This window comes from Lactiplantibacillus plantarum (assembly GCF_014131735.1).
Lineage (GTDB): Bacteria > Bacillota > Bacilli > Lactobacillales > Lactobacillaceae > Lactiplantibacillus > Lactiplantibacillus plantarum.
On sequence record NZ_CP039121.1, the window covers coordinates 135,080 to 160,476 of the forward strand.

Here is a 25,397-nt window from a genome sequence, read left to right on the forward strand (position 1 = left end):
ATGAAATGAAGACGAGCTAGTTATCTTTATACAAATATCTGAATAAGTCCCTTTTATTATTCAAATGATACAGATTAGTTAACCAATCCTTTTGTTGTAATTGTGTCATCAAGTCACTGATAAATGATAGATGCTTCTCGTAATCTATGGGGGCTAGACCAATAATTACATGGACCATTTTTTGATTTGTCATAACAGGTAGCGGCTTATCAAGTAAAAAGAAAGTAGCACCGAGATTATTAACGCCATCACGTGGAGCAGCGTGCGCCAACATAACGCCTGACCCAATAACCATGTATGGTCCGTTACTTTCAGTTAAATGAATGATCTGATCGATATAATTTTTTTCAACACTATAGTCTTCAAGTAGGGGGGACAGTGCTGTACGCACCGCCTGCTTCCAAGATTTTTGATGATTTAGAAAACCAACATGTTCTGGCGGCAGTAGTTTGATTAATTCTGATAAATTTTCTTGGGGTGCGGCTAATAGTGGTTCCTGAGTTAGCTGGGTCAAATAGTCGTTGAGTGCGAGTTTCAGACCCATAGGATTTCTTATCATAGCGTAGTTGCCTACAATATCCAATAGTGTATCCACATTAAATAACTTGAGTGTGTCAGAAGTTGCCAACCCAGCCTTAATAATAGCATTATCGATGATCTTCCACTCCAACTCGGAAGGAAAAGCAGATACGGTAGTTATTGGTATGTTGCGCTGGGTGTTCAATTTGATTGTACTGATGACAAGCTGAACATTACTTAGATCTGAATTTTCGTATTGAAGCACATTCATTGGACTAGAAAAATGAATACCGCGGTAACGGCTTTCTAGTTGTTGAAGTAATAGACGACTGGTACCGATGCCACTAGAACAAACGACAAGTACTTCATTTTGTGTTGGGGTGCTTGTTTTTTGCTCACGAATAGCACCACCAAAGTAAATGGCAATTAATGCGATTTCATCATCAGAAAGTGTGTGATGAATATATTGTTCAAATGGTACGACAACTTTACGAGTGATTTCAAAAGTGTGGTGATAATGCTGTTGAATACTTTTTAAGTCAGGGTATTCAAATGGCATATTATATTGAGCACGATAGTAGGTTGAAAGCAAGTGAACCGTTAAACTGTCACTAATCGACTTGATTGAAACATGTGCGCCGGAGAGGTGGTTAAAACTAGAAATCATTCGAACTGAGAATGGTTTTAACTTTTGAATCAAGTCGTCATTCCAATTGACATGAGCAAATTGACTAGAATTGATCAACTTGACTAAGTAGTCAACCTCATTAGAGTTATCGATATGATAATCGTTCAAAAAACTTTTAGCCCAAATGTGATCCAGTGTTAAGTCAGTTTGTGCGGATATAACATCACTTAGTTGGTTATTACAGTCTCTAATGTTAGTTAAGTACCAATATAAAAATAGTCGAATTGTGATACTTGCATCGTCGGTTAAATATTTTCCAGTTATTCTTTCAAAGAGTTTAATCTGGTCGTTTATGGTAGTGGGCTTAATGGTAGCCCGCCTAGTTTGTTCAATGAGTGTCTTCAGTTGAGTAGCATGATCGTACACCCATTTGCGAACTGCTGTCGGGGAACCCGTGATTATTTTACCGGATTCTGTATTGGTGATTTGTAAATGATATAGCGCTAGTTGTGAGTGTAGTACTTTGATATCTCTAATAACTGTGTTCTTAGAAATATTAAATTGGTAAGTTAGGTCCGCTAACGAGCAACCACTAGTGTTGAGGATACTAAATGCAATTAGTAGTTGGCGTTGCTTAGCATTGTTGGTCATGATCTTGCTAGAAGTTTCTTTTTCTGTCATTTTATGCAGAAATTTGATCGTGTCAGTTGGAAGGTAATATCCTAGTTTTTTAACATTAGTAATCGGAAATTCTGCATGCTGATCAAGCTCATCGTTTACTTTATTTATTAGATAGAATAGGCTACGACGTGAGATATGTAGATGTTGTTGTAAGAAGTTAGCTGTGGTGTAGCCCGATGACGTCAATAGAATTTCTAATAATTCATTACCATGTTTTCGTTTGCTGAAATTTACACGCAATTCAGTATCCTCCCTGTATTAAGTCTACTAAAAAATTAAAGCATTAAGGTACCAAAGTGCCAAAGTTGCACTATTCTCAAAAACATTGTTGCACTTGTGGCGCTATTATTCAAGTTTATACTGGTCATTGTCAGATAAATAGCGATATCAAGAAAGGAGGATGAATAAAAATGCTGTTGGATTTATTGAATAAAAAGACTGTGCAAGTATCAGAAGGCACAGGGCTAGATTGGAAGCAAGCAATTGAATTAGCTGCGGAACCATTGATTAATAATAAGACGATTGAAGATGGATACATCAAGGAAATGCTCAATGTGGTGGAATCAGAAGGCCCGTACATCAATATCGGACCACAAATCGCACTCGCACATTCTAGACCAGCGGGTAACGTCCATGAAATCGGATTATCTATCTTAAAAACAAATCATAGCATTAGTCTAGTTAATGATGAACACCCCATCAATTTATGGTTCGTATTGGCCGCGGTAGATAATAACAGCCATTTAGCCGTTATTAAAGAGTTAATGGAGTTGTTAACCGATGAGTCGGCGGTGACAGCTATGTTAAATGCAACTAGTGAAGTTGATATTTTAGAAGTTATTGCACATGAGCAAGAATTACAAAAATAGGAGGGTACTATTATGAAATTTTTAGCTGTATGTCAAAGTGGTCTGGGAAGTAGTTTTATGGTTCAGATGAACATTCAGAGTATTTTAAAGGACGAGAATGTTAAAGAAGATATCCAAGTGGATCATTCTGATGTTGGGAGCGTTGGCGCTGATTCAGCAGATTACTTCTTTGTTGAATCAACGCTTCAAAGTGCATTAGGAAGTATTCCTGAGAATAAGGTTGTGTTACTAAAAAGCTTGATTGATAAGCAAGAAGTCCGGAACCATGTCAATACAATTCTGGATCAAGAAAATATTGAACATGATTAGCCGCTGAAAAGGAGGAGAATCACATGAAGACTGTTTTGAACTTATTTGTTGGTATTGTGACCCAACCGTCTATTTTAGTAGCGCTAATTGCGATGTTAGGGCTACTACTTCAAAAAAAGAAAAGTACGGAAGTTGTTCAAGGAACTATTAAGACCTTTGCCGGTTTCTTAGTCTTAACTGGTGGTGCCGGAATTCTTCAAAATGCATTGTCACCCTTTGCTTCCATGTTTAAGTTTGCGTTACATGTGCAAGGAGTTGTTCCTAGTAATGAAGCAGTTGTTGCAATTGCCCTGGTTAAATACGGCTCAACAACAGCACTAATTATGTTAGTTGGGATGATTGTTAATATTTTATTAGCTCGTTTTACTCGCTTTAAGTATATCTTCTTGACAGGGCAAGCAATGTTATATGTTTCTTGTTTAACTGCAGTTATATTGGTAAGCGCTAACATTGGCACGGGTTGGCAAACGATTGTACTTGGTGGTCTATTTGAAGGGACATTATTAACGGTAACACCAGCATTGACACAACCATTTATGCGTAAAATCACGGGTGGCGATGATGTTGCTATGGGACACACGGGTAACATTGGCTATGCGCTCTCAGGATTGATGGGTAAATGGTTTGGTAATGCAGAAAAGTCTACAGAGGATCTAGAAATCCCTAAGAGTTTGGGCTTTCTGCGTGATTCGACAGTTTCAATTACGATTTTGATGAGTATTGTCTACATTATTTTGGCGATTGTGACAGGTCCAGCTTACATTGAATCGAAATTGAGTGGTGGGACTAATTATATTGTTTATGCATTAGTACAAGCAGGAACATTTGCTGCCGGTTTCGTGGTTGTTTTACAAGGTGTTCGGATGATTTTGGCCGAAATTGTGCCAGCTTTTCAAGGTATTGCGACCAAGTTGGTTCCTAATTCTAAGCCTGCATTAGACGTTCCAATTATTTTCCCATACGCACCAAATGCAGTTTTATTAGGATTCTTTGTCAGTTTCATTGTTGGGACGCTAAGTATGTTTATCATGATTGCGCTAGGAACTACTGTTATTATTCCAGGTGTAGTGGGGCACTTCTTCTGTGGTGCTGCAGCAGCAATTTATGGTAATTCTACTGGTGGTCGGCGTGGTGCAATCATTGGCGCTACAGTAAATAGTTTGTTGATTAGTTGGTTGCCATTGTTTATTTTACCAGTTTTGGGAAGCTTGAAATTAGCAGCTTCAACGTTTGCAGATACCGACTATTTGGTTCCAGGAATCTTGTTAGGAAAATTAGGGAGTTACGGAAGTGTAGCAGTTATTACAGGAATTATCTTGTTTACAATTATTGTGATTCTTTGCAGTATTTTTCTTACCCGGCGTGCTAAACGTATGACTGATGGAACTAAGTAATCAGTAATTATGAGTACTACTTTCAATAATTTATGAAAACTAATAATAAAGGAGATAAATCTAATCATGAAATTTTTCTTAGATACTGCGAATACTGAAGATATTAAACATTTCGCGGAACTTGGTTTAGTAGATGGGGTAACAACAAATCCAACGTTGGTGTCACGTGAAGGTCGTGATTTTGAAACCGTTATCAAAGAAATTACGCAGATTGTATCAGGTCCAGTGTCCGCTGAGGTAACGGCAACCAAGGCCGAAGAGATGATTGCCCAGGCTCGTAACGAAGTTAAGTGGGCTTCAAATATTGTGGTGAAGATTCCGATGACGGAAGAAGGCTTAAAAGCAGTCAAGGTGCTGAGTGAAGAAGGAATTAAGACGAATGTGACCCTTGTATTCTCAGTTTCGCAAGGCTTATTAGCGGCAAAGGCTGGTGCTACTTATATTTCACCATTCTTAGGACGTCTTGATGATATTGGTGGCAGTGGAATTCAGCTAGTTAAGGATTTGCGCCAAGTTTTAGATACTTATGGATTCAAGACGGAAATTATCGCTGCCAGTGTTCGAGGGCCACAACATGTTCAAGAAGCTGCGTTGGCTGGTGCTGATATTGCCACAATTCCGGCCACAGTATTCGGTAAATTATGGTCTCATCCACTGACTGATAAGGGCTTAGCCAGTTTTGCTTCGGATTGGAAAGCATTTCAGGCGGCACAGAAATAGTTGCAATGACGGCTTAGGAGGTAAGTGGAATGTTTGATAAAGTTGATGAATTAGGTGTTAACACGATTCGTACACTTAGTATTGAAGCGATTCAGAAAGCTAACTCGGGGCATCCAGGACTACCAATGGGAGCTGCACCAATGGCTTACGTACTATGGACGAAGCATTTAAATATTAATCCCAAGACTCACATGAATTGGGTCAATCGTGATCGATTTATTCTATCTGCGGGGCATGGTTCAGCTATGTTATATAGCCTGTTACATTTAGCCGGGTATGATGTTTCGATTGATGATCTCAAGCATTTTCGGCAGTGGGACAGTCGGACTCCGGGGCATCCAGAGTATGGACATACCGATGGCGTTGAAGTAACTACTGGTCCGTTGGGACAAGGATTCGGTATGGCCGTTGGAATGGCAATGGCGGAGGCACATCTAGCTGCCCAATATAACCGACCTAATTTTCCAATTGTTGATCATTACACTTATACAATTGTCGGTGATGGCGACTTAATGGAAGGAATTTCGCACGAAGCTGGCTCACTAGCTGGGCATCTTAAGCTGGGAAAGTTAATTGCACTTTACGATTCGAACGGCATTTCATTAGATGGTAAGACGTCGCAAGCGTTTACTGAAAATGTTGGTGACAGGTTCACTGCTTATGGCTGGCAGCATCTGGTGGTTGAAGATGGGAATGATCTTGATGCAATTGACGCGGCAATCGAACTTGCAAAAAAGACAACTGATCGTCCTTCTTTGATTGAAGTGAAAACGGTGATTGGTTATGGCGCACCTAAACAAGGGACTAATGCTGTTCATGGTAACCCAATTGGTGCGGATGGCATTAAAGCAGCTGAAAAAGTATATGGCTGGAATTACTCGGATTTTGAAGTGCCGTTAGCTGTTTCAGACCGGTTTGAAGTAACTATTCAGGAAAATGGTGCGCGTGCTGAGCAGCAATGGAAACGGCTATTTGAAGAATATGAGGCGAAGTATCCAGATCAGGCGCAGTCTTTTAAGCAAGCGTTCAACGGACAATTTTCTGATGACTTGAAATCTACTTTACCACACTATCAATTAACAGATGCATTGGCTAGTCGGGCGGCAAGCGCTAAGGCGATTAACACTGCTGCCAAAGTAATACCTAGCTTATGGGGTGGCGCAGCCGATTTGTCGAGTTCGAACAAAACAATGATTGCGGAAACATCAGACTTTCAACCAGAATCCTACGATGGTCGTAATATTTGGTTCGGCGTACGTGAATTTGGCATGGCGGCTGCGATGAACGGAATTGTATTACATGGCGGCACTCGGGTATTCGGGGGAACATTCTTTGTCTTCACTGATTACTTACGTGCGGCAGTCCGGTTGTCCGCACTGCAACACGCACCGGTTATCTACGTCTTAACGCATGATTCAATTGCGGTCGGCGAGGATGGGCCGACCCACGAACCGATTGAACAATTAGCTAGTTTACGATGCATGCCGAACGTACAAGTGATTCGGCCAGCTGATGGTAATGAGACTTCAGCTGCGTGGGAGCAAGCACTGAAAACAACTGATAAACCAACCGTTCTGGTATTGAGTCGACAAGCCTTGAAGACTTTACCTGTATCAGTTGATACGGCCTTTGCTGGCGTTGAAAAGGGTGGCTATGTGGTCAGTGCTGCTCAAAAAGAAATACCAGATGGTTTACTAATTGCGACTGGTTCTGAAGTTAACTTAGCATTGGAGGCCAAAGCCCAGTTAGCAAAGCATAATCAAGATGTCGCGGTCGTTTCAATTCCGAGTTTTGATCGGTTTGCGCAACAATCACCAGAATATCGCGCTAGTGTGCTTCCGAGCGCGGTCACAAGAAGGGTGACAATTGAAGCTGGATCAACATTTGGCTGGGATCAGTATGCTGGCGATCATGGTGCTAAGATCGGTGTGGATCGCTTCGGCACTTCGGCACCTGGTGACTTGGTACTTGATAAGTATGGCTTTAATGTAACTAATGTTGTGAATACTTATCTGAAATTAAAATAATTATTGAAGAAATAGAAACGGGGCGTTGCTCGGTTTCTATTTCGTGTTCGATAAAGAATGAGGATGGCTATGATGGAAAATATTAAGATGATTGCGATTGATATCGATGGCACACTAGTTAATTCAAAAAAGCAGGTGACATTGCGAGTCAAGCAAGCGATTAAAATGGCGAAGGAAAAGAAGATTAAAGTGGTTATCTGCACGGGACGGCCATTAACAGGTGTTAAAGCATTGTTGCAGGAGTTGGAACTCGATGCTCAAGATGATCAATACGTTGTTTGTTTTGGCGGTGCTGCAACCTACACAACTAGTGGCGAACTGATTGATGAACGACCGATTAGTTATGAAGATTATATTGACTTGGAAGCCCTAGCACGTAAGTTACGCTTGCATTTTCACGCGGTATCTGAGGATCGGCTGTATACGGCCGACCGTAATATTGGTGATTATACACTCTATGAAGCTAATCTCGTTTCAATGGGTATCTCATATCGGACGCCAGAAGAGATGCGGAATATTAAACTGATTAAATCGATGTATGTTGATGAACCTGAAGTTTTAGACGCCGCCATTAAACAGCAAAAACTATTTGAACCGTTGAAAAAGCAGGTTACTTTCACGAAAAGTGCACCATTTTATTACGAGGCCAACACTAATGGTGTTAGTAAGGGCAACGCTTTGCAAGTACTCTGTGAAAAGTTAAGTTTGACTGCTGCCAACGTGATGGCAATTGGTGATGAAGCTAATGATTTGAGCATGATTAAGTTTGCAGGACATGGAGTAGCGATGGGCAACGCTATTCCTGAAGTGAAGCAAGTGGCTGATGAAATAACTGTCGATAATGAACATGATGGGGTTGCAAAGGCTATTGAAGCAATCACGAGATAAGGATAAGTAGGTATAACAGCATTGTTATATCGGCTATAAGGGTTACAATTGATTATTGACTCTTAAAGTGTTTGGAATAGATTAAATTATTTTAGAGATGATTTCATGAAAAAAACTTTATTTTTTCAGCAATGATATTATACTAAAAAGATGTAAGCTTATTGGCTTATCAAATCTAAATATTATTTTCGAGGAGGATTACTAGTTATGTGTACTGCCATAACTTATCAATCTTATAATAATTACTTCGGTAGAAATTTCGATTATGAAATTTCATACAATGAAATGGTTACGATTACGCCTAGAAAATATCCACTAGTATTTCGTAAGGTGGAGAACTTAGATCACCATTATGCAATAATTGGAATTACTGCTGATGTAGAAAGCTACCCACTTTACTACGATGCGATGAATGAAAAAGGATTGTGTATTGCGGGATTGAATTTTGCAGGTTATGCTGATTATAAAAAATATGATGCTGATAAAGTTAATATCACACCATTTGAATTAATTCCTTGGTTATTGGGACAATTTTCAAGTGTTAGAGAAGTGAAAAAGAACATACAAAAACTAAACTTGATTAATATTAATTTTAGTGAACAATTACCATTATCACCGCTACATTGGTTGGTTGCTGATAAACAGGAATCGATAGTTATTGAAAGTGTTAAAGAAGGACTAAAAATTTACGACAATCCAGTAGGTGTGTTAACAAACAATCCTAATTTTGACTACCAATTATTTAATTTGAACAACTATCGTGCGTTATCAAATAGCACGCCCCAAAATAGTTTTTCAGAAAAAGTGGATTTAGATAGTTATAGTAGAGGAATGGGCGGACTAGGATTACCTGGAGACTTGTCCTCAATGTCTAGATTTGTTAGAGCCGCTTTTACTAAATTAAACTCGTTGCCGATGCAGACAGAGACTGGCAGTGTTAGTCAGTTTTTCCATATACTAGGGTCTGTAGAACAACAAAAAGGGCTTTGTGAAGTCACTAAAGGAAAGTACGAATATACAATCTATTCTTCTTGTTGTGATATGGACAAGGGAGTTTATTACTATAGAACTTATAACAATAGTCAAATTAACAGTGTCAATTTAAGCCATGAGCACTTGGATACGACTGAATTAATTTCTTATCCATTACGATCAGAAGCACAGTACTATGCAGTTAACTAAAAGCCACTACTGTAATAGTTAAAATTATTTAAAAGAGGAAATCAGTTTGTTAATCAGTTTGTTAATCAGTTGATTTCCTCTTTTATGTATCACTGTTTTCAGAGTAAGTTCCAATGGCTGGCATTGCTGTTAATATGACACTAGATGATATAAGTTATCATGTTAAGCTCGATGGTAAGTTGGGTTTAATTGATAGAAAACATAATAGTTATGAGATGCTTGAAACACCTACTAAAATACATTTTTACCAAATTTTATATGATCATGTTTTGAATAAGGGGATTAATTTGAGCGACTGGATAGACATTAAGATATTAATGACAAGTTTATTTAGGAAAAGAGCACGTTAATATATCCAATAGTAATTGAAATAATAAACACCTTAGGAGTGATTGGTATCCTAAGGTGTTTATTAAAGTTAAGGATTAAAATATTAAGCTACTATTCTCGATAACAGCTACTGTCATTATCGTAAGTGAGTTTAACAACATGATCAGACAATTCAACTGTGATCTGCTGATAAACTGGTTGATAACCGTGATGAGTGAGTTGCACATTAACCTTGTTATGATCAACGGTAATTGTGTAATTGTTCCATTCACCTGACTGATACTTAAAGTCACGTCCATTATCTTGATAGTGTTGGTAGGTCCCTTGAGTACCAAATACTCTAAACGTCATCGCTTTCAACGGTTCATCGCTAATGTGGCTAACAGCGGGTCCCCATGGCAAAATGGTGTTTTGTTTTACAAATAATGGTAGTTTATCGAGTGGGGTATCGACTACAATATCCTGATTACCGGCATACTCAGCACCGTTCCAAAAATCAACCCAGTTCCCAGCTGGTAAATAAACTAACCGCTTAAATTGAGATTTTTGAACAACGGGGGCAACTAGTATGTCGTCACCAACCATGTATTCGTCATTCAAGTCGCGTACACGAGGGTCCTGATCGTAGTTTAAGACAACGGGACGCATGATTGGTAAGCCAGTTTTGGTTTCCTTAGCAAATAAATCGTATAGATAAGGAATCAGACGATAACGCAATTTGAGATACTTGCGATAAATGTTTAACGTTGGCTCGCCAAATGCCCATGGTTCTTGTTGGCGAGTCCCTAATGCTGCATGGTTCCGTAACAGTGGACTGAAAATTGCCCCTTCAATCCACCGTGTCAGTAATTCAGATGTCGTGTCTGAGGCAAAGCCACCAATGTCAGTTCCAGTAAAACTAAAGCCACTTAATCCTAGATTGCAGAGTTGTGGGATCATCATTTGGATATGTGGCCACATACTGCGGTTGTCACCGGTCCAAACAGTCGAGTATTTCTGAGTTCCGGCGTAAGCTGCCCGTGTGATGACAAATGGTCGGTTGCCAGTTTGCTCTTTTAGTCCAGCATAGGTTGCTTTAGCCATATTATGGCCATAAACGTTATGCATCTTCTTATGTGTTGAAGGCGTGTCTTGATCATTAAAGACCACGTCATCTGGAATCGGACCTTCGAACGTAGCGGGTTCGTTCATATCGATCCAAATACCAGCGACACCTAAATCAGTTAAAAATTTACCGTTGTTAGCCCACCACTGACGAACTTCTGGACGACCGAAGTCTGGAAAAGCAGCGTTACCTGGCCATACTTTGTTAATATAGACATCACCGTCAGCAGATTTAACGAAATAGCCTTTTTTAAGACCCTCGGCATAAATGTGATAGTCAGAATCTTGTTTAACACCGGGATCGATGATTGGGATGACCTTGAGACCCTGTTGGTTCAACTTGGTAATAAACTTCTTGGGATTACCCTGGTATTTATCCTTGTCCCAGGTGAAGACCCGATAACCATCCATGTAATCGACGTCAAAGTGAATCGCATCGCATGGTAAGTCGTACTTTGCAAGGTTATCTGCAATTGCTTGCACTTCTTCTTGACTAGCACTGTAACCCCACCGTGATTGTTGGTAACCGAGCGTCCACTTTTGAGGTAGTGGCGTTCGACCAGTTAAGTAGGTGTAATTGGTGACAATGTCTTTTAACGTGGTACCACCAATAATGTAGTAGTCGAGGTTACCTTGGACAGCTGAATAAAAGTAGTAATGGTTGCTTTCCTTACCCATATCTAAATGGCTCTGGTAGGTATTGTCGAAGAAGATACCGTAAGGATGTCCATTTTTTAGCCCCAACATCACTGGGATTGACTTGTAAATATTAGGTAGGATCTCCAGCTGGGGAGCGGGGTTATCAACGTTCCAATTATCATAGGCAAAACCACGTTTGTTCAGATATCCGGTCTTGTCACCAAGTCCATAAAGATATTCATCAGGTGCTAGCGATTTAATGATTTCGTAGTAACCTTGATCAGATTTAGTAGGTGCCTTAGTCACTGAATGGCCTTCTGCCTCAACTAATCGTTCATGGACTTTGTCGACGCCTTTCAAGTGAATGCGTTCGCCACGATAATCGGTAATCAAGGCATTGCCATCTTTATCAAAGGTATCAAGATGCCGTTCGGAATCGAGGTGAATCGTTAAAGCTGATGTCCGGATAATGTAATGATCACCAGCACTTTCAATAGTGAAATCAGTCGCCTGAATTTTATGACCCTCAATTGCATAGGATTCACCTTGCTCACCGCGATTAATAAAGACGCGGATGATTTCCGACGTAACAATAGTTAATTGTAATGGTTGGGCGAAAGCAAACGTGATCGTTTGGCCGTTCTGTGTGTAACTTGGTAATGCACTCATATTAAAAAACACTCCTTAGTAAAATGACTTTTATTTAGTTGGATTCTCTGACAAATCTTCTTGAGGCTTGTCTTGCTTAATAATACTAATGGCAAGTACTGCGATGAACATTGAGATACCAGCAATAAGCATCATTCCAGGCATCGAATTACCAACGAATTTAAAGACCATAAAGCTGGCAACGGATGCGAGAATTTGTGGCAAGCAAATCGTACCGTTAAAAATTCCAATATATGAGCCTTCATTGGCACCATCTAGTGAAGAAGTAAAGATATTAAAGGGCTCGACATGCACCGTAAAGAAGCCGATACCGATTAAACAGAATGGGGCAATTAATAGGTACTGGTTGTGAATGAAGAATACCCAAACGAGGCCAACTGCGAAGCTAGCTAAGCCAAAGCGATACCAAAACTTTCGCTTGTATGGATTAGTCCGTGAAAGAACTAAGAAACCATATAGAACGGCGGCCATTGATTGAATGAAGGTCAAGATTCCATACCAATTACCGGCAGCTTGATAGCCAGCCGAAGCAGCATTAGTTGTGTGCCAAACGTTTTCGGCGATAGCACCAGTAGTATAAGTCCACATATATTGAATACCAATCCAGGCAAATAGTTGAACGAGGGCAACTTCCCAGAAAGCTTTCGGGGCTTCTTTTACTAATTGCCAAATAGGTTTGGTGTGCTTATGTTGTTCAGGATCGATATGATGATAAAGTGCGTACGTGTCAGGATCATATTCCTTAACCGTATGAATAGTATATGCTGAGATGCCTAATAAAATAATGGCACCAATATAAAACGCAATTCTTACAGAAAGAGGGACAACGCCTTTTTGCGCCGTGTTTGCAACACCAAAGTAAGTTAGGACGAACGGTAGAATAGTAGCAAGTACGCCTCCTAGGTTACTGAAAGCTTGTTGCCAAGACCATGCTTTGTCCTTCTGATTTTCATTAACCATATCTCCAATAATCATGCGGAATGGTTGCATGCAAACATTACTTGATAAATCCATAAATAAAATAGCAATAGCACCAAATAGTAATGCAGCAGTTGAAGCGTAGCCAAAGCCGAATGAACCAGCATTTGGTAATAACACCATGACCAACGCCGCTAATGGTGCGCTGAATAGTAAGTAGGGCATTCTACGACCAAAGCGCGTCCAAGTTCGATCAGAGTATTTACCGACTAGTGGTTGGACGAATAATCCAGCCAATGGTGGCAGAATGAAGAAGAGTCCTAGTTTGGTCGGATCAGCGCCAATGGTTTGGAAAATCCGACTCATCTGTGATGATTGTAATGAGAAGGCCATATTAACCCCACAAAAACCAAAGGTAATTGCAAAGATGGTTTTTAATGGGAGGTTGGGCAGCGAATTAGCAATAGTGGATGTCTTAGGCTTACTGGAAACATCAGCGATTGGTTTATTCGGGTGTACTGCAGGTTGGTTCATGAGAATCCATCTCCTTAAAAGTTAATCACTTTTCAACAGGGCAATACTAGCACTTGGCGTAAACGTTTACAATACCGATTTAATAATAAAGTAAACGTTTACGCTTTTGACAATGATTTTACCGGCTTTTAGCGCTATAATTAATTTAAATCGGAGGGGAGCTGGAAAAATGAAGCCAACAATCAAAGATATTGCCGCTAAAACTGGCTTTTCAATTGCTACAGTGTCACGAGTGTTGGCGAAAAAACAGGGTACATATAGCGACAAGACTCAGGAGCGTATTTTAAAAGTTGCTAAGGATCTCGGCTATCGGAAGAATACACTAGCCATGGAATTGGTTAAAAAGAAGACGGACGTGATTGCCGTTATTGTCAACGTCACGCCGACGAATTTTTCAAGTGGAATTATTGATGGTATTCAACAGCGCGCGACTGAGATCGGGTTACAGGTTATTATTCTATATGCTGGTAATCGGAATACCGAGTTACAACATCAAGCAATTGTGACCGCCTTGGAACGTACTGTTTCAGGTATTTTGTTAATGGCGATTGAACCAGATAAAGCAGACTTACAATTATTAACAGAATCAAAGACACCGTTTTGTTTTGTTTCGATCAATCTAGCAGATGAACGCGTCAAATCCGTTAGCTCTGACAATTATCAGGCGGCCTATTTGGCGACAAAGTATTTAATTTCGCATGGTCATCGGACAATTGGCCTAGCCGGAATCGACCATTATCATACAGGTAGTCAACGGCTTGCTGGGTATCAAGCGGCGTTAAAAAATTATTCGATTCATGGGCAAGCTGAATGGGTGCAACCCGGAGATTATAGTTATCAGGCTGGTTATAATGTTTTTAATGCTTATCAAGAGCTGGGCATTACTGGGGTTGTTGCAGCTAGTGATATGACGGCGGCCGGACTACAAAAGGCTGCTCAGGAGAGTAATGTGAAGCTACCTGGGGCGCTTTCTGTTGTCAGCATTGATGGAACGCTCATCTGCGATATTGCGACTCCTGCGTTGACAAGTGTTACCCAGAATTTTGTCCAGATTGGTATTGAAAGTGTTAATTGTTTGGTTGGCAAATCTGCCACGCGGTTAGTCCCAGTCACATTGGTTGAACGTGAGAGTGTTGCAACTATATAAAGCGTACTGAGAAATAATTTCAGCTTCGCTGACCTGATAATCGAGAACTTGATTGTCAGGTCAGCGAAGCTTTTTGGTTACAACGAGATTATTCCGTCACTTTAAATACGTTCTCATTAACGTTAGTATATTGTCGGTACTAAGCGATTGTTTTATGCGAAAAGCAGCAAAGTGATTCTCAAATCGATGAAACCGCTTTATTTCGGATGCTATACTACAGCAAATGAAGTCGAAAGTGGGGGAGACTATGCAAATTGATAAGTTAACATTAAAAGATGTGGCAACGACGAATCGGCAGTATCTGGAGACGATTTTTGCCTTGGGTGATGGTCACATGGGTGTTCGGGACTCAGTACCGTTTACAGGTAATCAACAAGCAACACTACCAGTGATGCTCATCAATGGCTATTATGCGACGAATCCAATCACATATGGAGAAAGTGCCTATGGATATGCGAAAAATCATCAAACGATTATTTCATTAACAAGCCCGCGGTACTTAGACTTTGCAACTGAGAAGACAAGTTCTGAGATTCCTGGTGACTGGGATATGACGGTCGACGATGCCGTGCTTGATTTTGATACGGGCGTACTAACGGAAAAGTTTCAGATTGTTACCTCCGACCACCATCATTTTGAACTGGTCGTTAAATCAATGATTGCGTTGGATAATTCGCATCAACTATTCTTGAACTACGAACTGACTTCGCTTGATTATACGGGGACGTTGCGGTTCACGCGGCCGATTATTCATGATGTAACTGCGACGACGGCGGACGCGGACGATCCGCGAGTGGCGCAACGACAATCTGGGTTAACCAACCAATTTATACCAGCTGATCGTCAGCAGCAAATAGAGTGGCAGACGTTGGTAGCTTCAACACACCAACAAATAACGCAACGGGATTGGTTGACCAGCTTTCCGACAGGCTTTGAAGTATATGGCGATCATGCCGGTTTTCATGGCAGTGGTACCATCGAAGCACAGACAACGCTGAGCTGGTCGTTTACGCGTCAAATCAGTGAAATTAATCAAGCGCTGCCGGATAAGATAACGGGTTGGACCAACGATATTGTGGCTCGTAATCGGCAGATTTTAACGGACTTTTGGCAACAGTCGCAAGTGCAAATTAGTGATAAAAAGTTACAAACTGGGATTCAATATAACTTGTTCCAGTTATTTCAATCAGCTGGTCGTAACGGGTTAACGAACATTGCAGCTAAAGGGATTACTGGACCGGGCTATGAGGGCCATTATTTCTGGGATACCGAGATGTATATGTTACCGTTCTTCATTTATACGCAGCCACAAATTGCCAAGCAACTGTTACATTATCGGTTTAGTATCTTGCCGCAAGCTCGAGAGCGGGCGCGGAGCTTGGGTGTGACACGGGGCGCATTGTACGCATGGCGAACGATTAATGGTGAAGAAGCAAGTGCCTATTTTCCTGCTGGCACTGCGCAATATCACATCAATGCGGACATTGCGCATACGGTTAAGTTATATTTTGATGTCACTAATGATCAGAACTTCTTGCGAGAACAAGGTGCAGCAGTTGTCCTGGAAACCGCACGTTTCTGGTTGCAGTTTGGTAGCTGGCAACAGCGTGATGGCCGGTCGCAATTCTGCTTATACAAGGTGACGGGGCCGGATGAATATACCGCCTTGGTAGATAATAATTACTACACGAATCGGATGGCTAAGGAAAATATGGCTTTTGCAGCTTGGTTACTTGAAAATCATTATATTGACGGCGATGCTGATGAGCAAGCACAGTTCACAAAGGCAAGTACGAACATGTACCTACCGTATGATCAAGAACAACAAGTCACTGCACAAGATGATAATTCACCAAAGATGCCGGTATGGCCTTTTGCGACGACGGCGGCAACGCAATATCCATTGTTGTTACATTATCACCCGCTCATGATTTATCGTCACCGGGTCAACAAGCAGGCAGATACGTTATTAGCGGAAATGTTGTTTCCAGAAGATCAATCACTGGAACAATTGCGGCGAGATTACGAGTACTATGAACCAATTACGACGCATGATTCCTCTTTATCACGATCGATTTTCAGTATTTTGGCGAGCCGACTAGGTGATCATGATAAGGCGTTCAGTTATTATATGGATACATCGTTAATGGATTTGGTTGATCTACAAGGCAATGCCAAAGATGGGCTTCATGAAGCAAATCTGGGCGGCAGTTGGTTGGGATTAACGTATGGATTTGCTGGGATGTATGTCGCTGACGGTAAGTTACACATTACCAATCATTTACCAACTCAGATAACGCATCTTAGTTATCGGTTGCGTTTTCGTGGTCGAGTGCTAGAAGTTCAACTATATCAAGATAAAACGCAAGTTAAGCTTGTCACTGGCTTACCGTTAGTAGTGGTAGTGGCTGGAAAAGAATATGATGTATTGCAAGGTGCCCGTAGCGAATGATGAAGGATTATAGCGAATTGACCAGATGGAAGTATGACAAAAAAATATTCACATGCGGTTGACACCGCTTACAATTGTTGCTAGTATAAATAACATAAATTAAAGCGTGTTACTGATTCGATCAGGCATAAACCTACTCATATCTGTATTCACAGTCTCTTCAGTGAGATGTGATACTCTTTAAGTAGGTTTTTTGTTTGAAAATCCAGGAGGCGTGAGTGGTGAAATTTCTAAAGAACTTCAATAATAATGCCGCTTTAGTGGTGGACGATCAGGATGTTGAATGGATTGTAATTGGTAATGGCGTAGGTTTTGGTAAGCATCAGGGTGATCAGATTGATGATCAGAAAATTCAGCGGCGTTTTGTGGCAACTTTGAAACAGAATGTTGATATTGACGCTTTTCAAGATTTAAAACCCCAATCGTTTGTGATTACAACAAAGGTGGTTCACCTAGTGGAGCCGCTGTTGAAGGTCAGTTTTAGTGATTATCAGTACTTTGTGCTTGCAGACCACATTGACTTTGCGTTGAAGCGAGCCAATGATGGAATCGATGTCGATAACGGCACAGTCCGTTGGGAAGTTAAAAAATTGTTTCCTAAGGAGTTTCACGCAGCCAGTCAAGCGGTCGATTTAATTAATGTGACGGCGGACGTGATCCTTCCTAAAAGTGAAGTGGTTTTTATGACTTATCATTTCATCAATGCTGGTTCAGATGGTTCCAAGTTGCAGGAAACGATTAAAATCACGAAATTGATCAGTGGCATCATTGATATCGTGCAATATCAATACCAGATGCATCTGGACCCAGAGTCCTTCAATTACAATCGTTTCATTGCGCATTTACGTGCGCTAATGGTGCAACGCGTTAGCCGCAGTAATGGAACTGGCAGTGAATTAGATCAGTCATTACTGCAGTTGATGCAAGTAAAATATGCGCATGCCTATGCAACAGTGGAACGGATCGATACATTTTTACAAAGTAAGGCTGGCTGGCGACTAGAGCCGGATGACAAAGTCTATTTGACCCTTCACATCTGGCGCGTCACCCACCGACAAAAAAGTGAATAAATAAGATTATTAACGGTGTGTTACTGGTTATGCAGGCATTAACCCAAATATCTTTTCTTGAGAGCAGCAGTCACTAGGGCCCTAGTGGCGTGGTTTGAAGAAAGGACATTTGGGTTTTTGTTTACTCAAATTGCAATTATTGATTTATAGATAAATGAGGAGGAACAATGATGGCTTATGAAGATTTAAGTAAAAAGATTATCGCCGGAGTTGGCGGTAAGGATAATGTTAAGAGCGTGGTTCACTGCACAACCCGGTTGCGGTTTAAGCTCAAAGATGAAAACGCTACCCATACTGATGAATTAAAAGATACAGATGGTGTTATTACAGTTGTTCAGTCCGGTGGTCAGTACCAAGTAGTCATTGGAAATGAAGTTGCAGACGTTTATGAAACGCTCATTCGCGTCGGTGGTTTTGCCGATGGTGGTAGTGTACCTGATGATTATGAAGACGGGGAAAAGATGAGTATCTTTGACCGGTTCATCGATTTGATTTCTGGTATTTTTACGCCGATGTTAGGTGTTTTATGTGCGGCTGGGATGATCAAAGGGTTCGTTGCGATGTTTGTCGCGTTCAATTGGTTGTCAGAGAATTCAGGAACATACAAGATTCTCTACTCGATCGGTGATGGTTTCTTCTATTTCCTACCAATTGTTTTGGGATTGACAGCAGCCAAAAAGTTTCATGTTGATCAATTTGTCGGAATGGCGATTGGGATGGCGCTTTGCTATCCAAGTATTGTCGCTTTGAACAGCAGTAAGACAGTATTAAGCACGTTGTTCAGTGGTAGTATCTTTGAATCACAGATTCACGCGACTTTCTTAGGTATTCCGGTTGTGATGATGAGCTATACTTCTTCAGTAATTCCAATTATCTTGGCCGTTTGGTTTGCATCTAAAGTTCAGGCATTTGCAAAACGAATCGTGCCAACGGTAGTTAAGACGTTCTTAGTCCCATTTATTACGTTATTAATTGCAGTGCCGATTACCTTTTTAATTATTGGACCAGTTGCAAGTTGGTTAAGTGATGGTATTTCAACAGTATGTGTTGCAATCTATAACTTCAGTCCGATCGTTGCTGGGCTTGTGATGGGTGCTTTCTGGCAAGTTTTCGTTATCTTTGGTGTTCACTGGGGGTTCGTAGCTGTTATGATGGCCAACCTAGCCTCACAAGGCTTTGACCCTATTTTAGGATTATCATTAGCCGCTTCGTTTGCCCAAACTGGAGTTGTATTAGGCATTCTATTACAAACGAAAAATCAAAAGACACGCGGTATTGCTTTACCAGCCTTTATCTCCGGTATTTTCGGTGTTACGGAGCCTGCCATTTATGGGTTAACATTGCCACGTAAGCGCCCATTTATTCTGAGTTGTGTGGCCGCTTCAATTGGTGGCGGTATTATTGGTTTTGCAGGTACAAAAATGTATATGATGGGCGGTATGGGATTATTCTCAATCCCAGCTGCGATTAATTCTAAAACTGGGGTAGACGGCTCTGTATATGGCTTAATTATTGCGATGGCCATTGCTGCAGTCCTTGGTTTTGCCCTACAAATGTTATTTGGTTACAAGAGTGTTGATAGTAATGACAAGCAAACTAAGGTCGTAGAAACTGCGGCAACGGCTGATCCAGTCATGGCCGGTGGTGTTTCAGTAGAAACGACACCAACTGGTGCAGCAACTAAAGTAGAACCAAACGTCACTTACAATGTGGCCACTAAGTTAAGTAGCCCCGAAACGGGCCAAATCATCCCACTAAGTGAAGTTAAGGATGAGGTCTTCTCATCAGGTGCAATGGGCAAAGGTGTTGCAATCGAACCAACTGATGGTGTCTTATACGCTCCAGCTGACGGCGAAGTAGCACTCGTGTTCCCAACTGGACATGCCGTTGGTTTAAACACAACAGATGGTGCTGAAATCTTGATGCATATTGGAATGGATACTGTCGAATTAGAGGGCAAAGGTTTTGAAACGCTAGTTCAAAAGGGCGAGACGGTCAAAGCTGGTCAGCCGCTAGTGAAGTTTGATATTGAAGCGATTAAGGCGGCAGGGTATCCCGTTACAACGCCAATGGTTGTGACTAATTCTAAGAACTATCATGACGTTAAACTGGCTTTTCCAGCTGCTACGGAAGTTAATGCAACTGAACCATTATTACAATTAAACTAATTAAAGGGAGTTTTCAATTATGTATTCAAAAACAATGCCAACTGGCTTTCCAAAGAACTTTTTGTGGGGCGGCGCGACTGCTGCCAACCAAGTTGAAGGGGGTTGGAACGTTGATGGGAAGGGCCTAACAACTGCTGAAGTTGTTCAGAAGGCTACTGACCGCAAAGTAATGTCGATGAACGAGGTTACTAAAGAGAGTGTCCAAGCTGCCATTGATGATCAAACGGATAAGCTCTATCCTAAGCGCCGTGGCGTCGACTTCTATCATCACTACAAGGAAGATATTAAGCTATTCGCGGAAATGGGCTTCAAGGTATACCGCCTATCCTTAGCATGGGCTCGGATCTTTCCTAAAGGTGATGAAACTGAACCTAATGAAGCTGGTTTGAAGTTTTATGACAATGTTTTTGCTGAATGTCACAAGTATGGTATTGAGCCCCTAGTGACCATTTCCCACTATGAAATGCCATTAAACCTAACATTAACGAATAATGGCTGGGCAAGTCGCAAGACAATTGCAGATTTCACTCGCTATACTGAAGTGCTATTCAAACGCTATAAGGGTGTTGTGAAGTACTGGCTAACGTTCAATGAAATTAACGCTTCAACTTGGGGATTTACTGGTACTGGTGCAATTGATAGTGATCTAAGCTTACATGATCAAATGCAATTACGCTACCAAGCGCTACATCATGAGTTTGTTGCAAGTGCAATTGCAGTTAAGCAGTGTCACGAGATTGATCCTGAGGCCCAAATTGGCTCAATGCTTGCGCGGATGCAAACTTATGCCAATACGCCTAATCCAGCTGATGTTCGGGCGGCCCAATTGCAAGATCAATTGAATTTGTTCTTTACTGACGTACAGGTACGTGGTGAATATCCAGAATATATGAACCGGTACTTTGCAGAAAACGGGATTGAATTAACGATGGCAGCTGGCGATGAACAATTGTTAGCTGAAGGCAAGGTCGATTACTTAAGTTTTAGTTACTATATGACGACGATTACTTCGGCGACTGATGATGTTGAACAAGCCAGTGGTAACTTATCAATGGGTGGTAAAAATCCATACTTGAAATCCAGTGCCTGGGGCTGGCAGATTGACCCAGTTGGTTTACGGATTACCTTGAACGAGTTCTGGGATCGCTATCGGGTACCATTATTCGTTGTTGAGAACGGCTTGGGTGCCGAAGATGAAATCAGCGCCGATGGTAAGATTCATGATGATTATCGGATTGACTACTTACGTCAACATATTGAACAGATGAAAGAAGCAGTCAAGGATGGTGTTGATTTGATGGGCTACACGACCTGGGGTTGCATTGATGTCATTAGTGCCGGTACATCCGAAATGTCTAAGCGGTATGGCTTCATCTATGTCGATCAAGATGATGAAGGTAATGGTAGTTTGAAGCGGATGAAGAAAGACTCATTTGACTGGTATAAGAAAGTAATTGCTTCGAATGGGGAAGATTTGGGATAGTTATTAATAATTGATATTCAGACCAATGATTGATTATACTTGTTGTAAGGGCTATCATTATTAGCTAACTAGAAAGGGTGTTGATTAAATGTCAGAGTTCCCAGAAGGATTTCTATGGGGCGGCGCGACTGCTGCCAACCAGTTAGAAGGTGGCTACCAAGAAGGTGGTCGTGGCTTATCGATTGCGGATGCGTTACCAGGTGGCAAAGACCGATTTAAAATCGTTAGTCAACCAGATTTTGACTGGACGATCGATACAGATAAGTACACCTATCCGAACCATGAAGGTATTGATTTCTATCATCATTACAAAGAAGATATTGCACTGTTTGCCGAAATGGGTTTCAAGTGTTATCGTTTCTCAATTGCATGGTCACGAATTTTTCCAAACGGTGATGAAACGCAACCTAACGAAGCCGGATTAAAGTTTTATGATGATGTGATTGACGAATGCTTGGCCAATAATATTGAACCAGTGATTACAATCTCACATTATGAATTGCCATTGAACTTGGCCAAACGGTATGGTGGCTGGAAGAACCGGTATTTGATTGAATTCTACGAAACTTTCGCGCGGACCATCTTAACGCGTTATGCTTCAAAGGTTAAGTATTGGATGACCTTCAACGAAATCAATAGTGCGGCACATTTTCCGGTGATGGGCCAAGGATTAGTGCCATCGACGGGTGCTAATGACAAAAAGAACGTTTTTCAGGCATGGCACAATCAGTTTGTGGCCAGTGCTAAGGCAGTCAAAATCGCCCACGAATTGCGAGACGATATTCAGGTTGGCTGTATGATTCTCTATGCCACTAGTTATGCTTATGATTCGAACCCAGTTAACCAGCTGGCTAATTTGCAGCATAATCAAGATTTCAACTTCTTCTGTGCGGATGTTCAAGTACGTGGAGCTTATCCGACCTATACCAAGCGACTGCTGGCTGAATATAATCTGACCTTTGATGATCTGGAGACCACAGATGGCGACTTGGCATTACTACAACAATATCCAGTTGATTATATTGGGTTTAGTTATTATATGTCGAGCGCGGTGGAAACCACGGGTAGTGTAACCGATACTGTTGCTGGTAACCTGATGGGCGGCGTCAAGAATCCATTTTTGAAGGCGAGTGACTGGGGTTGGCAGATTGACCCAACCGGGTTACGGATTGCGTTAAATGAGCTATATGATCGCTATCAGAAACCGTTGTTTGTGGTTGAAAATGGCCTAGGTGCGATTGATAAACCTGATAAGAATTTCTATGTTGAAGATGATTATCGCATTGATTATTTGAAGCAACATATTGAAGCGATGGCTGGTGCCATTGATGATGGCGTCGATTTGATGGGCTACACACCATGGGGTTGCATCGACCTTGTTAGTGCATCAACTGGCGAGATGAGTAAGCGGTATGGCTTTATTTACGTGGACCTAGATGATCAGGGCCACGGGACGTTAGCTCGCTATCCCAAGAAGTCGTTCTACTGGTATCAAGATGTGATTAAGCATAATGGGCTGACAAAGAAATAGAAAATTTAATGGATATACAAAAATATTACTGGCAGTACTGGCCGGTAATATTTTTTTGTCAAAAATCAGAATAAAAGTAATTTAGTTTCTTTAATAATATATTTTTTCTGATTTTATTGTAATTAAATTACAAAGGTGGTATATTTTATTTGTTGATAAAAACGCTATCATTCAGGAGGAAGTTATGCTGGGATTTTCAGTTTATTTAAATGAATCGCTCACTAACGAGAGAATTGCACAGATGAAAGCAATGAGGAATGCCGGCTTCGAAGGTGTTTTTACTTCGATGCATATTCCAGAAGATGATGCGAGTTGTTATGTACCACGATTGAAAGAGTTGGGAACAGTTTGCCGTCAGCTGGGGCTGACACTTACTGCTGATGTCTCCGCTAATGGCTTGAAACGAATATCGATTGATATCAATAACATTCAGCAATTAACAGATCTTGGTCTAACAGCTCTGCGAGTAGATGATGGCTTGAATCCGGCGCAGATTGCACAATTATCACGACAGCTACCAGTCGCACTAAATGCTAGTACGATCAGTGCGAGCGATGTTGCTAAATTACATGAGTGTGATGCTAATTTTCAACATTTGGAAGCTTGGCATAATTATTATCCACGTCCCGCGACTGGACTGGATTATGAGTGGTACCAAAGTAAAAATAATTGGTTAAAGCAACAAGGCTTCACTACTATGGCATTCGTAGCCGGGGATGAGGAATTACGCGGGCCTGTATTTGCTGGGTTACCTACACTTGAAGGTGATCGTTACCGGCACCCACTGGCCTCAACATTGAATTTATTAGGAAAGTTGGCAACGGATAAAGTTTATATCGGCGACATTGCTTTAAGCAGGGCGGCTCTGGAACAATTTCGATTGTATTTCCAACATAATATTTTGCAACTATCCATTCAAACCTCAATGGCAAGCCTTTACCAAGATATCTGGCATAATCGTCCAGATGTCGCCCGTGATGTAATTCGTTTGGTCGAAGGGCGACAAAAAATAAAGACAATGCCACCGATGCAGACAAGAAAACGCCCGGTAGGAACAATTACTGTAGATAATTCGCGTTATGGTCGGTATATGGGTGAGCTAGAAATCTTGAAACAGTCATTGAGTGCGGACCCGCGAGTGAATGTTGTGGGACAAGTGGTGACGACTGACTTATCTTTATTGGCATTAATAGGCAGCAATCAAGCGGTCCAATTTATTAGAAAGGATGAGAAGCAATGAATTTGGAAAAGTTAACGACTGAAACACGTAATCAAAAAACGATGGCACTGGATATGTTATCGGTTAAAGAAATGCTGGAATTAATGAATCAGGAGGATCAACGAGTACCAGTGGCTGTGTCTAAAGAATTGCCACAAATTGAATGTGCTGTTGATAAAATTGTAGCTAATTTTAAAGCTGGCGGTCGATTAATTTATATGGGAGCGGGGACTAGTGGCCGATTGGGTGTTCTAGATGCCGCTGAATGCGTACCAACATTTGGCACTAGCCCAGAAATGGTACAGGGGCTTATTGCTGGTGGAATGTCAGCAATGACGGTGGCTGTTGAAGGTGCCGAAGATTCAATTGAGCTGGGACAGCAAGACCTGGTTGATCTTCACTTAACGTCCCATGATACTGTTGTTGGGGTTGCAGCAAGCGGTCGAACACCCTACGTGATTGGTGGATTAGATTATGCATGCGAAGTAGGTGCAACAACTGTAAGTATTGCTTGTAACGCTGATGCTAGTATTAGTCAGCATGCTCAAATTCCGATTGAAGTTGAAGTTGGACCGGAAATATTAACAGGCTCAACGCGGTTGAAATCAGGTACGGCACAAAAATTAGTTTTGAACATGTTATCGACTGCATCAATGGTCGGAATCGGTAAGGTCTATAAGAACTTGATGGTTGACGTCAAACCAACGAATGAAAAGTTGGTAGAACGTGCTAAAAGAATTATCGTTCAAGCTACGGACTGTTCGGATGAGACAGCGGTGAAAGTCTTTATGACTGCTGATCAGAACGTTAAGTTGGCCATTGTAATGGTTTTGACCAATATGAGCAAAGCTGAAGCTAGTGTTCGATTAGATCATGCCAACGGTTTTGTAAGACAAGCAGTTAATTAAAGGAGGGG

Annotated in this window: 19 protein-coding genes; 16 read left to right on the plus strand and 3 right to left on the minus strand. The window is 41.2% G+C overall.

The window, feature by feature from the left end:
• Positions 1–16: 16 nt before the first annotated feature.
• Complete coding sequence (locus E5260_RS00580; protein WP_003642905.1) at positions 17–2,068, minus strand: BglG family transcription antiterminator; 2,052 nt, start codon at positions 2,066–2,068, stop codon at positions 17–19.
• A 170-nt stretch (positions 2,069–2,238) separates the two neighbouring features.
• Between E5260_RS00580 and E5260_RS00585 the strand changes: the two genes are divergently transcribed.
• From E5260_RS00585 to E5260_RS00620, 8 genes are all read left to right on the plus strand, one after another.
• Entirely contained in the window at positions 2,239–2,697 is a 459-nt protein-coding gene (locus E5260_RS00585) for a PTS sugar transporter subunit IIA (protein WP_003642904.1), read from the plus strand.
• A gap of 12 nt (positions 2,698–2,709) precedes the next feature.
• Positions 2,710–3,006, plus strand: a complete 297-nt coding sequence (locus tag E5260_RS00590; RefSeq protein ID WP_003642903.1) for a PTS sugar transporter subunit IIB — start codon at positions 2,710–2,712, stop codon at positions 3,004–3,006.
• Between the two features lie 23 nt (positions 3,007–3,029).
• On the plus strand, positions 3,030–4,400 hold the full coding sequence (locus tag E5260_RS00595) for a PTS ascorbate transporter subunit IIC (protein ID WP_003642902.1): 1,371 nt from the start codon (positions 3,030–3,032) through the stop codon (positions 4,398–4,400).
• A 66-nt stretch (positions 4,401–4,466) separates the two neighbouring features.
• The gene (fsa, locus tag E5260_RS00600; RefSeq protein ID WP_003642901.1) at positions 4,467–5,120 is read left to right on the plus strand and encodes a fructose-6-phosphate aldolase; all 654 of its coding nucleotides are present in this window, start codon (positions 4,467–4,469) and stop codon (positions 5,118–5,120) included.
• 29 nt (positions 5,121–5,149) lie between these two features.
• A complete protein-coding gene (gene tkt / locus E5260_RS00605) occupies positions 5,150–7,147 on the plus strand; it encodes a transketolase (protein ID WP_003642900.1) in 1,998 nt (665 codons plus the stop codon).
• Between the two features lie 72 nt (positions 7,148–7,219).
• Positions 7,220–8,035: a sugar-phosphatase gene (yidA, locus tag E5260_RS00610; RefSeq protein ID WP_003643575.1), complete on the plus strand. Its 816-nt coding sequence runs from the start codon at positions 7,220–7,222 to the stop codon at positions 8,033–8,035.
• 207 nt (positions 8,036–8,242) lie between these two features.
• Positions 8,243–9,217 carry a choloylglycine hydrolase gene (gene bsh, locus E5260_RS00615; protein ID WP_003642898.1) on the plus strand — a complete coding sequence of 325 codons (975 nt, stop codon included), beginning with the start codon at positions 8,243–8,245 and terminating at the stop codon, positions 9,215–9,217.
• A 113-nt stretch (positions 9,218–9,330) separates the two neighbouring features.
• Positions 9,331–9,567 (plus strand): hypothetical protein, encoded by a 237-nt coding sequence (locus E5260_RS00620; protein ID WP_003642897.1) that lies wholly within the window; start codon positions 9,331–9,333, stop codon positions 9,565–9,567.
• Positions 9,568–9,658: 91 nt separating this feature from the next.
• Here E5260_RS00620 and E5260_RS00625 read toward each other — a convergent pair whose 3' ends face one another.
• Positions 9,659–11,959: a glycoside hydrolase family 31 protein gene (locus tag E5260_RS00625; protein WP_003642896.1), complete on the minus strand. Its 2,301-nt coding sequence runs from the start codon at positions 11,957–11,959 to the stop codon at positions 9,659–9,661.
• Positions 11,960–11,989: 30 nt separating this feature from the next.
• Positions 11,990–13,411 carry an SLC45 family MFS transporter gene (locus tag E5260_RS00630; protein WP_003642895.1) on the minus strand — a complete coding sequence of 474 codons (1,422 nt, stop codon included), beginning with the start codon at positions 13,409–13,411 and terminating at the stop codon, positions 11,990–11,992.
• A 169-nt stretch (positions 13,412–13,580) separates the two neighbouring features.
• Here E5260_RS00630 and E5260_RS00635 point away from each other — a divergent pair, with 169 nt between their 5' ends.
• The 8 genes from E5260_RS00635 (at position 13,581) to murQ (ending at position 25,389) form a co-directional block, all read left to right on the plus strand.
• The gene (locus E5260_RS00635) at positions 13,581–14,558 is read left to right on the plus strand and encodes a LacI family DNA-binding transcriptional regulator (RefSeq protein ID WP_003643574.1); all 978 of its coding nucleotides are present in this window, start codon (positions 13,581–13,583) and stop codon (positions 14,556–14,558) included.
• Between the two features lie 247 nt (positions 14,559–14,805).
• On the plus strand, positions 14,806–17,010 hold the full coding sequence (locus E5260_RS00640; protein WP_025015652.1) for a glycoside hydrolase family 65 protein: 2,205 nt from the start codon (positions 14,806–14,808) through the stop codon (positions 17,008–17,010).
• A gap of 221 nt (positions 17,011–17,231) precedes the next feature.
• Positions 17,232–18,080, plus strand: coding sequence for a PRD domain-containing protein (locus E5260_RS00645; RefSeq protein ID WP_003645673.1), 849 nt, complete (start codon positions 17,232–17,234; stop codon positions 18,078–18,080).
• A gap of 170 nt (positions 18,081–18,250) precedes the next feature.
• A complete protein-coding gene (locus tag E5260_RS00650; RefSeq protein ID WP_003643572.1) occupies positions 18,251–20,248 on the plus strand; it encodes a beta-glucoside-specific PTS transporter subunit IIABC in 1,998 nt (665 codons plus the stop codon).
• Positions 20,249–20,267: 19 nt separating this feature from the next.
• The gene (locus E5260_RS00655; protein WP_003642890.1) at positions 20,268–21,731 is read left to right on the plus strand and encodes a glycoside hydrolase family 1 protein; all 1,464 of its coding nucleotides are present in this window, start codon (positions 20,268–20,270) and stop codon (positions 21,729–21,731) included.
• An 88-nt stretch (positions 21,732–21,819) separates the two neighbouring features.
• Positions 21,820–23,262: a glycoside hydrolase family 1 protein gene (locus E5260_RS00660; protein WP_003642889.1), complete on the plus strand. Its 1,443-nt coding sequence runs from the start codon at positions 21,820–21,822 to the stop codon at positions 23,260–23,262.
• Positions 23,263–23,503: 241 nt separating this feature from the next.
• Positions 23,504–24,502, plus strand: coding sequence for a MupG family TIM beta-alpha barrel fold protein (locus E5260_RS00665; protein ID WP_097567946.1), 999 nt, complete (start codon positions 23,504–23,506; stop codon positions 24,500–24,502).
• Positions 24,499–25,389, plus strand: coding sequence for an N-acetylmuramic acid 6-phosphate etherase (murQ, locus tag E5260_RS00670; RefSeq protein ID WP_003642887.1), 891 nt, complete (start codon positions 24,499–24,501; stop codon positions 25,387–25,389). Before E5260_RS00665 ends, murQ begins: the two co-directional genes overlap by 4 nt.
• Positions 25,390–25,397: the final 8 nt, after the last annotated feature.